17 protein-coding genes are annotated in these 13,598 nt (G+C 34.4%); 12 read left to right on the top strand and 5 right to left on the bottom strand.

From position 1 onward, the window contains the following. Nucleotide 1: 1 nt before the first annotated feature. Together FA045_RS17730 and FA045_RS17725 are read right to left on the bottom strand one after the other, a co-directional pair. Nucleotides 2–1,069, bottom strand: a complete 1,068-nt coding sequence (locus tag FA045_RS17730; RefSeq protein WP_136878424.1) for an endo-1,4-beta-xylanase — start codon at nucleotides 1,067–1,069, stop codon at nucleotides 2–4. A gap of 498 nt (nucleotides 1,070–1,567) precedes the next feature. Continuing rightward, nucleotides 1,568–1,876 (bottom strand): hypothetical protein, encoded by a 309-nt coding sequence (locus FA045_RS17725; RefSeq protein WP_136878423.1) that lies wholly within the window; start codon nucleotides 1,874–1,876, stop codon nucleotides 1,568–1,570. A 787-nt stretch (nucleotides 1,877–2,663) separates the two neighbouring features. Here FA045_RS17725 and FA045_RS17720 point away from each other — a divergent pair. The 11 genes from FA045_RS17720 to FA045_RS17670 all read left to right on the top strand — a co-directional run bounded on the left by FA045_RS17720 (nucleotide 2,664) and on the right by FA045_RS17670 (nucleotide 11,501). Continuing rightward, nucleotides 2,664–2,894, top strand: coding sequence for a hypothetical protein (locus FA045_RS17720; RefSeq protein ID WP_136878422.1), 231 nt, complete (start codon nucleotides 2,664–2,666; stop codon nucleotides 2,892–2,894). A gap of 49 nt (nucleotides 2,895–2,943) precedes the next feature. Beyond that, nucleotides 2,944–3,495, top strand: a complete 552-nt coding sequence (locus FA045_RS17715; RefSeq protein ID WP_136878421.1) for a hypothetical protein — start codon at nucleotides 2,944–2,946, stop codon at nucleotides 3,493–3,495. Between the two features lie 121 nt (nucleotides 3,496–3,616). Next, nucleotides 3,617–4,114: a cupin domain-containing protein gene (locus FA045_RS17710; RefSeq protein ID WP_136878420.1), complete on the top strand. Its 498-nt coding sequence runs from the start codon at nucleotides 3,617–3,619 to the stop codon at nucleotides 4,112–4,114. Nucleotides 4,115–4,250: 136 nt separating this feature from the next. Then, nucleotides 4,251–4,979 (top strand): acyl-CoA desaturase, encoded by a 729-nt coding sequence (locus tag FA045_RS17705; protein WP_136878419.1) that lies wholly within the window; start codon nucleotides 4,251–4,253, stop codon nucleotides 4,977–4,979. Between the two features lie 120 nt (nucleotides 4,980–5,099). Further along, the gene (locus tag FA045_RS17700; RefSeq protein ID WP_169305095.1) at nucleotides 5,100–5,525 is read left to right on the top strand and encodes a DUF1475 family protein; all 426 of its coding nucleotides are present in this window, start codon (nucleotides 5,100–5,102) and stop codon (nucleotides 5,523–5,525) included. Between the two features lie 59 nt (nucleotides 5,526–5,584). Next, nucleotides 5,585–6,382, top strand: coding sequence for a DUF1295 domain-containing protein (locus FA045_RS17695; protein ID WP_136878417.1), 798 nt, complete (start codon nucleotides 5,585–5,587; stop codon nucleotides 6,380–6,382). Between the two features lie 90 nt (nucleotides 6,383–6,472). Continuing rightward, complete coding sequence (locus FA045_RS17690) at nucleotides 6,473–7,543, top strand: class I SAM-dependent methyltransferase (protein WP_136878416.1); 1,071 nt, start codon at nucleotides 6,473–6,475, stop codon at nucleotides 7,541–7,543. Between the two features lie 13 nt (nucleotides 7,544–7,556). Next, on the top strand, nucleotides 7,557–8,846 hold the full coding sequence (locus FA045_RS17685) for an NAD(P)/FAD-dependent oxidoreductase (RefSeq protein ID WP_225871377.1): 1,290 nt from the start codon (nucleotides 7,557–7,559) through the stop codon (nucleotides 8,844–8,846). 98 nt (nucleotides 8,847–8,944) lie between these two features. Further along, on the top strand, nucleotides 8,945–9,304 hold the full coding sequence (locus FA045_RS17680; RefSeq protein WP_136878415.1) for a four helix bundle protein: 360 nt from the start codon (nucleotides 8,945–8,947) through the stop codon (nucleotides 9,302–9,304). Between the two features lie 78 nt (nucleotides 9,305–9,382). Then, nucleotides 9,383–10,258: a DUF1365 domain-containing protein gene (locus FA045_RS17675; RefSeq protein WP_205943184.1), complete on the top strand. Its 876-nt coding sequence runs from the start codon at nucleotides 9,383–9,385 to the stop codon at nucleotides 10,256–10,258. Nucleotides 10,259–10,262: 4 nt separating this feature from the next. Continuing rightward, nucleotides 10,263–11,501 (top strand): SAM-dependent methyltransferase, encoded by a 1,239-nt coding sequence (locus FA045_RS17670; RefSeq protein WP_136878414.1) that lies wholly within the window; start codon nucleotides 10,263–10,265, stop codon nucleotides 11,499–11,501. A gap of 106 nt (nucleotides 11,502–11,607) precedes the next feature. Here the strand turns inward: FA045_RS17670 and FA045_RS17665 are convergent, their stop codons facing one another. The 3 genes from FA045_RS17665 to FA045_RS17655 all read right to left on the bottom strand — a co-directional run bounded on the left by FA045_RS17665 (nucleotide 11,608) and on the right by FA045_RS17655 (nucleotide 13,201). Further along, nucleotides 11,608–11,913 (bottom strand): type II toxin-antitoxin system RelE/ParE family toxin, encoded by a 306-nt coding sequence (locus tag FA045_RS17665; protein WP_136878413.1) that lies wholly within the window; start codon nucleotides 11,911–11,913, stop codon nucleotides 11,608–11,610. Then, a complete protein-coding gene (locus tag FA045_RS17660; protein ID WP_205943183.1) occupies nucleotides 11,897–12,136 on the bottom strand; it encodes a hypothetical protein in 240 nt (79 codons plus the stop codon). Before FA045_RS17660 ends, FA045_RS17665 begins: the two co-directional genes overlap by 17 nt. Before the next feature lie 111 nt (nucleotides 12,137–12,247). Then, entirely contained in the window at nucleotides 12,248–13,201 is a 954-nt protein-coding gene (locus tag FA045_RS17655; RefSeq protein ID WP_136878412.1) for a Fic family protein, read from the bottom strand. Nucleotides 13,202–13,355: 154 nt separating this feature from the next. Between FA045_RS17655 and FA045_RS17650 the strand changes: the two genes are divergently transcribed. Beyond that, nucleotides 13,356–13,598, top strand: a 243-nt coding sequence (locus tag FA045_RS17650) for a hypothetical protein (RefSeq protein ID WP_136874364.1), incomplete at its 3' end; no start/stop codon positions are given.

The raw sequence follows: 13,598 nt of genomic DNA, 5'->3' as shown, positions 1-13,598 counted from the left end.
ATTAGAATTTGATAACTTCGTAATACGCCTTTTTAGGCTTTAATTCTGTATCAAAAAGTAGGGGGAAATTTTTTCGGCCTCTACCATCAAGCCAAGTATATTTATCAGAAAGGTTCCAAAAAGTTACGCCTGTGATGTGTTTTTTATGCTTTCTAAATACATCGAAAATCATTTTATACTTTTCGAGTTGCTGTTGCTCCATCTCTGGAGTAAAAACTGCTTGTTCTTTCGCTTTTTCGCCTGCAATAAGTTGTCCGCCCTGTCTGCCAGAGTACACAGAAATATCAAGCTCAGTAAATTGAATTTGTAAACCTAATGATGAGAACATTGCTATAGATTTTTCTAATTCTTCGCGACTAGGATTATTGATAGACCAATGTGCTTGAAGACCAACCCCATGAATTGGTACTCCCTTAGCCAAAAGGCCTTTGAGCATTTTATAAATTTTATCTCTTTTTGCAGGTGTTTCTGTATTGTAATCGTTATAAAAAAGTATCGCTTTAGGGTCTGCCGCATGTGCATATCTAAAAGCTTGTTCTACAAAATCTTCACCGGCAATATTGTACAAAGGTGATTTTCTGAAGTAGGAGGTATCATCAGCAATTACTTCATTTACTACATCCCATGCGTAAATTTTACCTTTATAACGTGGTACAACAGTGTTGATATGGTTTTTGATACGAGTAAGCAAAACATCTTTAGAAATTGTTTCACCAGCACTATCTCTAAAAAGCCATCTCGGGGTTTGTGCATGCCATACTAAACAATGTCCCCTTACTTTTAATTTGTTTTTCACTCCAAATTCTATAATCGAATCGGCGTTAGTCCAAAAATATCTATTTTCACCTGGTTGCAATGGACCCATTTTCATGGCATTTTCTGCAGTGATGCTATTAAAATGTTCAAGTATTAATGATTTTTCATTACCTCTAATGTCATTTGGAGTTACCGCAACACCTATTGGGAAATAATCCACATAGTAGTCTTTAAGCCCACTTGGCTTATTGAAAGAACTTAGCAAGCACGTTCCGATACAGAGTAGTATTAATACTGGTTTTAGTTTAGTCATTTTTACATTAATAATTGGTTAGATGAGCGTTGCATCTTAACTGCTAAATTATCAACATTGCTATAGATAGAATAGTTTATTTCGTCATTTTTACTATAACATTTGATTATTTATTCATCTTATCCATCATTATGGCGCTTTTGTTATCTTAATAATAGGACTTATTAAAATCTTAGGTAATATTTACTATTTGAGATCATAAATATTGGGAATGCATTAAATTCAATCCTTAGCAAATCTAAGTTTTTCGAAATTAGACGTGGAATTGGTGCGGGGTTGTAAATTGAATTTGTTTAAAGAATACAAAAGATTGCAGTTAATAACCTCAAAAAAATAACAACCTTGCCAAAACTTTACCCATCAAATTAAATTACGATAAAACTGCATTTAAGCTATCTATACATCTAATATTCTCAGTAAACGCAGTTAGTTATATATTGTTCAGTAGTTTTGTGTGTTCATTTAGTTTTCTTACCTAGATTTCTAAATCGACAAATATTACCCCAATATGTCACTATCAGAGCTTCTTGGGTCATTTTGGTTGGTGTAAGATAAACGTAAAGTATTGGCTAATTTGCCAATTGTACTATTTAGTTCTGCAGTAATTGAATATAAATTACTTTCTTGATAGTAATTTGAATTTTGAAAATGCAAAGCGGATGCACTAGTGCGATTACCAGGCCCAGGGAAATTTCCTAATGGACTTCTAGAAGTACTTACTGAGGACGGACTTTTTGTTTTTACGTAGCTACCCCGAATGTTGAAACGGTTATTGGTATTGATGTGCCAATCTATACGCGCTACCAAGTTTGTTCTTTATCTTTCGTTGCCATAACCTTGGTAAGGACCAGTTTCGTAACCATAAGTTGTTCTTAAATAATTGCTAATCTCATCAAGCTCTGAGGCCAATGGTCTACGAACGTTGATATTGCCAAAGGGATTTTCTGGTGTGGCTGCAATGGCACTTGGACCAGGTGTGATCTCTTTTTCAAGCTCTGCGTTTATAAAAAAGAATAATTTGTTTTTAATGATTGGCCCACCAACCCTCGCTCCGTATATTTATCAGCTCTGAAGCCTGCTTAATGTTCAAAAGATCCTGGTCAGGGAGACTGTTGGTTATTCTCAGCTCTTTAAGCATTCTCTCTATCGACAAAAGTTTATCATATAGCTTTACCACCGCATCTGGTAACTGGTCAATGGTCAGGTTTTCCATAATTGCACATCATGGAACAAAGATTGTCATTGGTATTTATGCACCTGTTTTACAACCTAGGTTATAAACCTATCTAAATAAAATCAAGCAGCTTTTCGGCAACTTGGTTTTTTATCGTTTTAAACTCTGCCAAAACTCAGCCAGTGAGCTGAAAATTTCTATAAAAAATATACTCAAAATTCACCTGTAAAAAGGTGCAAAAGCGCCAATTTTTCTATGAAATCCTAATTTGTAGCTAAAATTTTTTAGTGGATAATAATGCGTCTACCACATTATGAGTAATAAATATTGCTTTACAGTATTTTAAACGATGTTTTTTGTTTATCTTTATCTTAAATAATTAATTAAAAACTCTGCCAAAACTCAGCCAAATTACCCAAAATGACAGATAAAAAACCCCTTTTGGAGCATCAAAAACAGTATTTAGAGCTCGCAATTGATGAGATATCCATTCCGATATTCTCCACCAAGACCCGTAACGTGTATGATAATCAACGATTTAGTAGGTTATCAGATGCCTACTCAGCCAAAAGTCAGCCAAATTCGGAAAACCCCGAAATTAGGCCAGAAACAGCGGTGGGTAATCCGGCATTCTCCACCACAAAATCCTGATCTTCTGGTCAGGATTTTTTTTATGAAAAAAAATAGCTAATTTAACTCCATGAAAAAGATCATGTTAACTCTTGCTGCGGTTGTTTTTGCAATTACAACTTTTGCTCAAAAAACCATGCCCGAAATTAAGGTAGGCACTATATTTTCTAGTAGTGCATTTGTACAAGGGCAAGAATTTCCATTGCTGTTAACTGTTAAAAGCATAGATGGACCTGTTTCAATTGGATGGGCTGTCGATGGTTACGGGGAAGGTAGTTTTGATATGTCTAAAAAAGCCTTTGATAGTGCTAACAAAATGTTGCAGGTTACGCAGCCAAGCTTAGGAGCAACTAAACTTGCGGATGATGAAACTTTTGGATTGATTTCTAAATCTGCATATAAATCATTAACTGAAAACAAGACATTTACATATAGTGGAGTTAAATTTACACTTAAAACTCCAGCTCTTGCATTTAAGTTAAACGCAAAAGAAGTAGATGCAACCAACGTGATTAGTGAGGATGGTAAACTAGAACTGTGGATATTGAATAACCCTAATTTCCCTTTCATTTTGCAATCTAATGGTATGCCAACTGATATTGTTGTATTAGATATTAAATGATTTTAGTCATTTTATGTAAAAAAATAGCCCCCGAAAGGGCTTTTTTAATTTGTAAGCCGTATTTTTGCAGCAAATAATTTATTGGCGCCAATAGCGCCAACTTATTACAATTTAGCATTATATGGAAACTAATAAAACAGCAATTTTCGACACCGTAGCTCAACGACTAAAAATAGAAGGTTTTAATATTGTAAACCGCGATGAAACCCGTCCGTGGGGAGGTTTTTTTGTAATAGATGAAGCACAAGCACAACAATTTGCCGATACTTATTTTGATGGTTTAGATGTAGATAGCTTAAAAATTGGTGGCAAATTAAGTCCAAAAATTTTAATTGTTGCACCAAATACACGTTTGTCTTGGCAATATCATCACCGCAGAGCTGAAATTTGGCAAGTAGTAACTGGTACAGTTGGCATTAAAACTAGCGAAACTGATGCAGAAGGCGAAGTAAAAGAATATCATCCAACCAATCAAATTAAATTGCAACAAGGTGAGCGTCATCGTTTAATTGGTTTAAATGATTGGGGCGTTGTTGCAGAAATTTGGCAACATACCGATGCCGAAAATCCATCTGATGAAAGCGATATTGTTCGCGTTCAAGACGATTTTGGCAGATAAAATATAAATGCCATTTCGGTAATAAGAGCAATCTATATGTCAGTGAATAGACAGATTGCTCCTTATAAATCCCTTTTTTGTAACGAATTGAAACTTAACCAGTCAATAATTCGTTAATAATGAACAAATACAACAAATGATTATTCTAATCTTCTTTTTAGCCCACTGGTTCCTATCGTTATTTAGCCAAACGTTTTTCTTGCACCGTTACTCATCGCATAAGATGTTTAAAATGGAACCATTTTGGGAAAAATTTTTCTACCTTATTTTATTGATTTCTCAAGGTTCATCATTCTTAAACCCTAGGGCTTACGCCATTTTGCACCGCATGCACCATGCCTATAGCGATACCGAGAAAGACCCACATTCACCACATTTTTTTAAAGATGTATTTGGGATGATGATAGCTACAAAAAACATGTACATGGATTATTTGAAGCATAAAATTGAGCCTGAACCAGCTTTTAGAGGTAATTATCCAGAATGGCCATTGATAGATAGAATAGGCGATTCGTGGATTTGGAGAATATCTTGTGGCTTATTTTACATTGGGTTTTACATCGCTTTTGCAGAGTATTGGTGGATGTTTATATTATTGCCAATCCATTTTTTAATGGGCCCATTACACGGTGCTATAGTAAATTGGTGCGGCCATAAATACGGTTACTCGAACCACGATAACGAAGACCACAGTAAAAATTCTTTACCATGGGATTTTTTATTAATGGGCGAACTGTTTCAAAATAATCACCACAAAAAACCAAATAGTCCTAATTTTGCCACAAAATGGTGGGAATTTGATCCAACATATCCAGTAATGAAGGTATTACATTGGATGCGAATAATTAGAATTAGGAAGGTTTAAGTAGGGACCGTTTTTTATGTGAGAAATGAGAATGTCATCCTGAGTGTAGTCGAAGGATTTTGAGCAGTGTCTTCGACTACGCTCAGACTGACAAAATTTATTTGATATATTTACTTAAGGTTGGTTCTTGCCAACCTTTTTTGTTTTTTAAAACTTCGCTTACTCTTTTTTCGTTTATCAGCATATTCATCGGATGAATACAGAAACACAAATATGATCACCTCCTTAAAAATAATATTCGTTGCAATTTTTGTATGGATTACCTACATTGTAATCAGCACAAGTTTAGAAAGTTCGCTTTTTAAGGAGTGGGATTTTTTAGGTTCTATACCCTGGATGAGAGCCACTTTATGGGATTTTTATGCCAATATTTTCATTATCACACTGTGGATGTTTTATAAAGAAAAATCCTTGTTGCTTAAAATCGTTTGGCTTATTTTATTCGTATGTTTAGGTGCTATTGCCACCAGTGCGTATGTATTAATTAAGCTATTTAATCTTAAAGACGGGGAAGGCGTAAAAGAACTGGTAGGTAATAAATGTTAATAGCTTATGGTTAATAGACCATTGCCATTGACTATCAACTATTAGCCAAACTAAAATTTATGAATTACAAACATCTACTATTTATCGCACTCATTTCTCTAATAGCCTGTTGCACCATTATGTTTTTGATTTGGCTTTGGGCTAAAAAAATTAAAAATGCAGGTGTGGTCGATGTTTTTTGGGCCTTGAACTTCCCTGTTATTACCATCATCACTTTTTTCCTGTCGGATGGTTTTGAAACACGTAAACTAATTATCTGCGGAATGTTTTTAATTGCTGAGTTACGTTTGGGGCTTCACCTTTGGCAACGTGTTATTGGTCATTTAGGCGAAGAAGAAGGGCGTTACCAACAATTGCGCAAAGAATGGGGTAAAGATGCGGAGAGAAATTTTGCGGTTTTCTTTCAGTTTCAAGCCATATCAAACGTCTTGTTGGCCATTCCATTTTTCATCATCACGGCAAATTCATCAACAGAAATACATATTTTAGAATATATCGGAATAGGTATTTGGCTAATCGCATTTTTTGGCGAAATGATTGCCGATAATCAGTTGGCGGCATTTAAAAAAGACCCAAATAATAAAGGTAAAGTTTGCGATACTGGCTTATGGTACTACAGTAGGCACCCTAACTATTTTTTTGAGTGGCTAACGTGGATGGCTTATTTCATCTTCGCATTAGCAACGCCTTGGGGTATTTTGGCCATCATCAGCCCTGCTATAATTTTATATTTATTACTAAAAGTAACTGGTGTGCCCAATAACGAAGAACAAAATTTGCGCAGTAAACCTGTGGCTTATAAAAAATACCAAGAAACAACTAGTGCTTTTTTTCCTTGGGGGAAAAAAGGTAGGTAAAATGGAAGATGTAAGATGGAAAATGGTTGGGCGCCTTAACTACACATCTTCCATCTTACCCTTTCCATTTTCCATTAAATTTTACATTAAATGTGGTACGATAAACTAATAGAAAACGATAAACTACCAGACCCGGTTTTACGAGCTGGAATTAGAAAATTACTCAAACAGCGTTTGGTAGATGAAACCGTAGGCGATGAAGAATTGCAGCAACGTAAATTTATCAACTTGGTTAATGAGTTAAAATCATCGCCAATTGCGGTAAATACAGTCGATGCAAATGAGCAACATTACGAATTACCGACTGAATTTTTTCAGTATTGTTTAGGCAAAAACCTAAAATACAGCAGCGGTTATTGGAACCCAGGCGTGAAGGATATCGACACTTCTGAAGATGATATGTTGGCTTTAACTTGTAAAAGAGCAGATTTGCAAAGCGGACAAAACGTGTTAGAATTAGGCTGTGGATGGGGTTCATTATCGCTTTATATGGCTGCGAAATTTCCAGAAAGCAAATTTACAGTGGTTTCAAACTCTGCCACGCAAAAGATTTTTATCGATGATACTGCAAAACAAAGAGGCATACAGAACTTAACGGTCTTAACGGCAGATATGAACACTTTTACCATTGCCGATAGCTTTGATAGGGTAGTGTCTGTAGAAATGTTTGAACACATGCGTAACTATAAATTGTTGCTGGCAAAAGTTGCATCCTTCTTAAAACCTGATGGAAAACTGTTTGTCCATATTTTTACGCACAAAACTTTAGCTTATAAATATGAGGTTATTGACGAAAGCGATTGGATGAGTAAATACTTTTTTACTGGCGGAATAATGCCATCTAACCACTTGTTTTTTTACTTTAATGACGATTTAAAAATCGAAAAACATTGGGTGGTAAACGGCACCAACTACGGCAAAACTTCTGAAGCTTGGCTAAGCAATATGGATAAACATAAAAAGGAAATTATGCCAATTTTAGAAAATACCTATGGTAAGGAACAAGCCGTAAAATGGTGGGTTTATTGGCGTTTATTTTATATGGCTTGTGCCGAATTGTTTAATTACAATAAAGGAAATGAGTGGATGGTTTGTCACTATTTATTTAGTCCCACCCAACCTCCCGCCGCGGCGGGGAGAGCTGTTAGCGGGCAAGCATAGTTTTATAAATTATATGATGAAAGATGATATTATCTCCTCCCCTTTGGGGAGGCAAGGGAGGGGAAGACTGGCAATAGTAGGAACAGGAATTGCCGGAATGGGTTGTGGGCATTTGCTGCACAAAAAATACGATATTACCCTGTTTGAAGAATTAGATTATATCGGCGGACACACGAATACTATTACTGTAGATGAAAATGGAAAAGATGTTTTTATAGACGCTGGTTTTATGGTTTTTAACTATCAAACTTATCCAAACTTGTGCGAGTTATTTAAGGAAATTGATGCGCCAGTTAAAAAGACTGATATGTCTTTTAGCGTACAATATTTACCTAGCGGATTAGAATATTCTGGCTCAAGTATTAAACATCTTTTTGCGCAAAAGCGGAATGTTTTTAATCCTTCTTTTATAAAAATGTTGATGCAGATTAACCGTTTCAACAAAGAAAGTGTAGCCATTTTAGATGATCCAAAATATGAAAATTATTCGCTAGGGCAATATGTAAAGGAGTTTGGTTATGGCGAAGATATGGTTTGGAAATACCTGATCCCGATGAGTTCGGCAGTTTGGTCGACCCCGATGGAGCAGGTTTTAGATTTTCCTGCAGTTTCGCTAATTCGTTTTTTTAAAAATCACGGGTTTTTAGGGTTAGATACACAACATCAATGGTATACTTTACATAATGGGAGCCAGGCTTACCGTGAAAAATTAATAGAGCCTTTTAGAAACAACATTCGAGTAAACACTAAAATTACCAGTGTTTTGCGATTGGATAATGGGAAAGTGTTGGTTACTACATCAAAAGGAGAGGAATTGGAATTTGATAAGGTGATTATGGCTAGTCACGCCAACCAAACTTACCAAATTGTAAAGCATAAAACCGAGGATGAGGAAAGGCTGCTTTCTAAATTTAAATATCAACCTAATACTGCGATTTTACATACCGATAAAACCCAAATGCCTAAGAAAAAGTTGGCTTGGAGCAGTTGGAATTATCGAGTAGAAAAGCAAGGCGATAAATTGGTGCCTAGTACAATTTATTGGATGAACCAATTGCAAGGCGTTTCAGATAAAGTTGATTATTTTGTGTCTATCAATCCATCAGCTACGCTTGATAAAAAGAAAATAATTAAGGAAATTGCCTACGAACATCCGTTATTTGATGTGGCGGCTATGCAAGCGCAAGAAGAGTTATTTAAACTAAACGAAACTGGTCCTGTTTATTATTGTGGCAGTTATTTTAAATACGGTTTTCACGAAGATGCGTATAAAAGTGCGGTGGATTTGTGTGAAGAGATGTAAGATGGAAGAGGTAAGATGGAAGATGTAAAATGTAAGAGGTAATATGGGAAAGGTAAGATGGAAAGTATTAAATTTATGAATACTTAAAACATCTTACTATGAATGAAAAAACTACACAACTCTTAGACAGAACGTTTTGTTTTGGGGTTAACATCTTAAAATTCTTAAATAAATTGCCTTATAATCAAGTTTACAAAGTGCCAATATTACAACTTAGTCGCTCTTCAACATCTGTTGGTGCAAATTACGAAGAAGCGCAAGGTGCAGCAAGTAAAAGAGATTTCAGTTATAAAATTGGAATATCTTACAGAGAAGCAAGGGAAAGTGTTTATTGGTTAAGGGTATTAAATGAATTATATGTTGATGAAAAGTTTGTTATTGAATTTGAAGAATATAAAACTGAAGCTTGTGAACTCAAGAAAATTTTTGCCGCTATCAAAATCAGCTCTAGTAAATAAGAAATCTAAAATATAGAACTATGAAAACACATCTTCCATTTCACATTTAACATCTTACATTTTCTCTTCCAAAAAACAATGCAAGGTCCATCTTCCATCTCACATTTTACATCTTCCATCTTCTCAGCCAAAGTAATGCACCATAGGTTAGCCCCTAAGAAGCATAGTTTTTGGTACAATGTGTTTATGTTTTATATCGATTTAGATGAGCTAGAAACGCTAGATAAAAAGCTGCGTTGGTTTAGTTATAATAAGTTTAATTTATTCAGTTTTAGAGATAAAGACCATTTGCAATTGGAGCTGAAAGCTGAAAGCGGAAAGACTAAAGCTGAAAGTTCTCAAATCTCAAATCTCACTTCTCATAGCTCAACAAAACAGCAAATTACAGCTTATTTAAAAGATCACAATGTGGAGATAGGCAAGGGAAAGATTAAACTTTTAACCAATTTATCTGTTTTAGGATATAACTTCAACCCTGCTTCTTTTTACTTCTGTTTTGATGAAAATAACAATCCGCTTTGCGCTGTTGCGGAGATTAGTAATACTTACCGCGAAATGAAAATGTTCTTTTTTGGTAAGGCTGAATTAGATGGGAATGCTTTTAAAAAACGAACCCAAAAACATTTTTATGTATCGCCATTTATAGATTTAGATGATTTTTTTGATTTTAATCTTGTTATTCCGACAGAAAAATTAGAAATTAACATAGATGATTACGATAAGGAAGGAAAGCGGTTTTTCATCAGTACTTTAAAAGGAGAAAAAAGACCATTAACCAATGCAAATATGTTGCGGTATTTTTTTGCTATACCAATGATACCTTTACAAATAATGTGGCTAATTCATTGGCAGGCATTTAAATTGTGGCTCAAAAAAATAAAGTATCATCCGAAAGCGGCAAACCAAAATTTACAAAAAGACGTATATAAACCCTATAAAAACCAATTAAATTAATTCAATGTCATCCCTCTCTCTAAATAAATCTAAATCAGGTTTTTACGAAAATGCAGTTGTAAATGCACTTTGTAAAATGAATAAAGGCTTTTTAAACCTCAGTTTGCCTAGTGGAGAAAATTTGCAGATTGGTAACCCTAGTGAGGATATTAGGGCTAATTTGGAGGTTAAGGATGTCAGTTTTTTTAAGTGCGTGGTGTTGTATGGCGATATTGGTTTCGGCGAAGCTTATGTAGATGGGCTTTGGGAAACGGATAACATTACAACCCTCATCAAATGGATTATCTTGAATATTGATAATGCACCATTGGTTTCTGGCAGTAAAGTTAAATCTTTGGGGTTGAATTTATTTAAATGGTTCAATCGTATTTATCATAACAATCGCTCTAATAGCATAACTGGTTCACAAAAAAATATTGCCGAACATTACGATTTAAACAATGATTTTTTTGCTACTTTTTTAGACCCATCAATGACTTATTCTGCTGCTTATTTTAAAACTCCAGAATTAACATTGGCCGAAGCGCAAGACGAAAAATACCGTCGCCTTTGCGAGCAATTGCAGTTAAAACCTAGCGACCACGTTTTAGAAATTGGAAGTGGTTGGGGAGCAAATGCTATTTTTATGGCTAAAAATTACGGCTGTAAGGTAACCACGGTAACTATTTCAAAAGAACAGCAAAAACTTGGTCAAGAGCGTGTTGCAAAAGCAGGATTAGCTGACAAGATCGAAATCATCATTAAAGATTATAGAAACATTGAAGGGCAATTTGATAAGATTGTATCCGTAGAAATGTTAGAAGCTGTAGGGCATAATTATCTAGAAACCTATTTTGCTAAATGTGCGGAGGTTTTAAAACCTAACGGGATTTTTGCTTTTCAGGTAATTACAAGTCCAGATAGTAGGTATGAGAGTTTACGCCGTGGTGTAGATTGGATCCAAAAACATATTTTTCCTGGTTCTTTGTTGCCTTCGGTGGCGGTAATTAATAAAACCATTAATAATACCAGCGATTTAACATTAATAGATTTAAAAGATTTAGGTTTAGATTATGCCAAGACTTTAAAACTTTGGTTTATAGAATTTAACCATAAAATAAACGAAGTAAAAGCTTTAGGTTTCGATGAGCGTTTTATCCGCAAATGGAATTATTACTTAAACTATTGCGAAGCTGCATTTGAGATGAGAAATATCAATGTAATGCAAATGGTTTATACTAGGCCGAATAATACGGAGAGGTAGGGATTTAGGGTTCGAAGGTGAAAGGTTATTATTAGTACCAATTAGCAATCATTGTCAACCAAAAAGTCGAGATTTCAAATTTCACTAGCTAATATAAAGTAGAAGGCTATTTTAATTTTCTTTTTCTTGGATTTTGACGATTAGAGAAAAAGGAAATAATCTCAATTTTATTATTTTTTAATCTATAATATAGCGTGTTATGTTTAAGAATAATTGCTCTTCTCAAATCTTTTTTCACATCAGAAGCTTGAAAAAGGAAGGGGTTTTCTGAAATTAAGATTAATATACTTTCAAGCCTTAGCGCAAGTGTCTTGAGTTCTTTTTCAGTCCAATTTTCTTCTAGATAAGTTATGGTCTTTTCTAATTCATTAAGAGCGAAATCACTCCAAACAATCTCATAACCATTTTTCATAAAGCGCTCTTGCTTTTGAATGCGGATTTAATTTTCCATTATCAGCATCAGCTAAGCCACTCTCTATAGCTAATCTTTCTTCATTAGAAATAGAATTCCACCAGTCGTTGTCTTCACTTGCTTTTAGTTCTACAATTTTATTAATTGTATTTAAATCTTCTAGTGAAGAAAGCCATTGAATAAGTTCTAGCTTTTTGCTCTGTATTTTCAATTCAATATCCATAGGTAATTTGAATTTGCTGTTAATCAAAAATACGATTATATTTTTAGATTAAAAAGTACTGAATTTAGATTTAGACGTCTCGACTAAATACGGAAGTAATCACTTTATTTATCAAACCAAAACATACAAAGTCTGGTTATTACTTCCCTGTTTTTTTATCAAACCAAATTCAACAGCTTTTTTTAAATCTCTACTTGCCGTTGCCGAAGAAATAGCCTTAAACACATTCATATAATCTTTCCTTGTAAATTGTTTTGGAGCTGATTTTATGAAATAAGCTATTCGATCTTTTTCAGTTAAAACCCTATTGTTATAATTTAACATCTCTGCTAAAGAATTATCAATAACCCCTAACATATACTCAATAAACAAAGTTGATTTGCCCGCTTTATCACTTTGTGCTAAAGCATTGTAATAATCGGCTTGGGTTTTGCTAATGAGGGTTTCAAAAGGTAAAAACTCAAAAACAGGATACTTTTGCATTAAGATAACCGTTTGCCAAAGTCTGCCCATTCTTCCATTTCCATCAATAAATGGATGAATAAATTCCATTTCGTAATGAAAAACACAACTTTTAATTAAAATAATTTCTTCATCCTTTTTGAGATAAGCAAATAAATCCTTCATTAAAAAAGGTAGGTTTTGAGCAGGTGGTGCAATGTGTGCAACTTTAGACCCTTTTACAATTCTAACTCCTTTTGTTCTGTACTTGCCGGCATCAATAACCAAACCTTTTAATAACAATTGATGCGCTTTTAAAAATGATTTTTCAGAAGTAGAAACAAAATCTTCAAGATGTTCATAAACGTTAATGGCATTTAAGACTTCCAAAATATCTTTTTGTGGACCAATTACTTTTTTGTTTTCTATTAAAGCCGTAATCTGTTCTTCAGACAAAGTATTTCCTTCAATTTGTAAAGAAGAGTGTATGGTTCTTATTTTATTTTGCTTTCTCAGCGTGGGCGATTGTTTATCTAAGTAGTTAGCATTAACCTCCCCAATTTTCTCAGAAATAGAACTTACAAGCTTTAGAATTAAAGGAGTAATATCATAAGGTGGTTTCATTGATGCTATCATTTGATACTATCAAAGATAATAATAAAAGCTATAAACAAAAAATGGTTCGTATTGCTACGAACCATTTTTTATAAAGTTTTGTCATTCTTGTAGAAGTCAGATATTTCGGTAACAGAATCAAAATTTTTAAATTGATTCTGTTATGGCAATAAACACAAATGATTTTACTGTAGAACGGAAGTACCTACAGACCTATCGGATGATGATCCGGGAGTATGAGTTGGTAAAGCAAAAATCGCATCCTGTATATCGTTTTGTAGAGGAACTTTACAAAGCCTGGGGTACCAACCGGAAGAGTTTTTTGAAATATTATAACCGTTTTAAGCAGAGCGGCGAAGATCTAGACCTGTTACCTCGAAAGCGAGGTCCAAAATACCGTACCAGG

It is taken from the genome of Pedobacter cryotolerans, from assembly GCF_005116475.1.
Classification (GTDB): domain Bacteria; phylum Bacteroidota; class Bacteroidia; order Sphingobacteriales; family Sphingobacteriaceae; genus Pedobacter; species Pedobacter cryotolerans.
The sequence above is the reverse complement of the archived record's forward strand: the minus strand, read 5'-3'. Positions and strand labels throughout refer to the sequence as shown.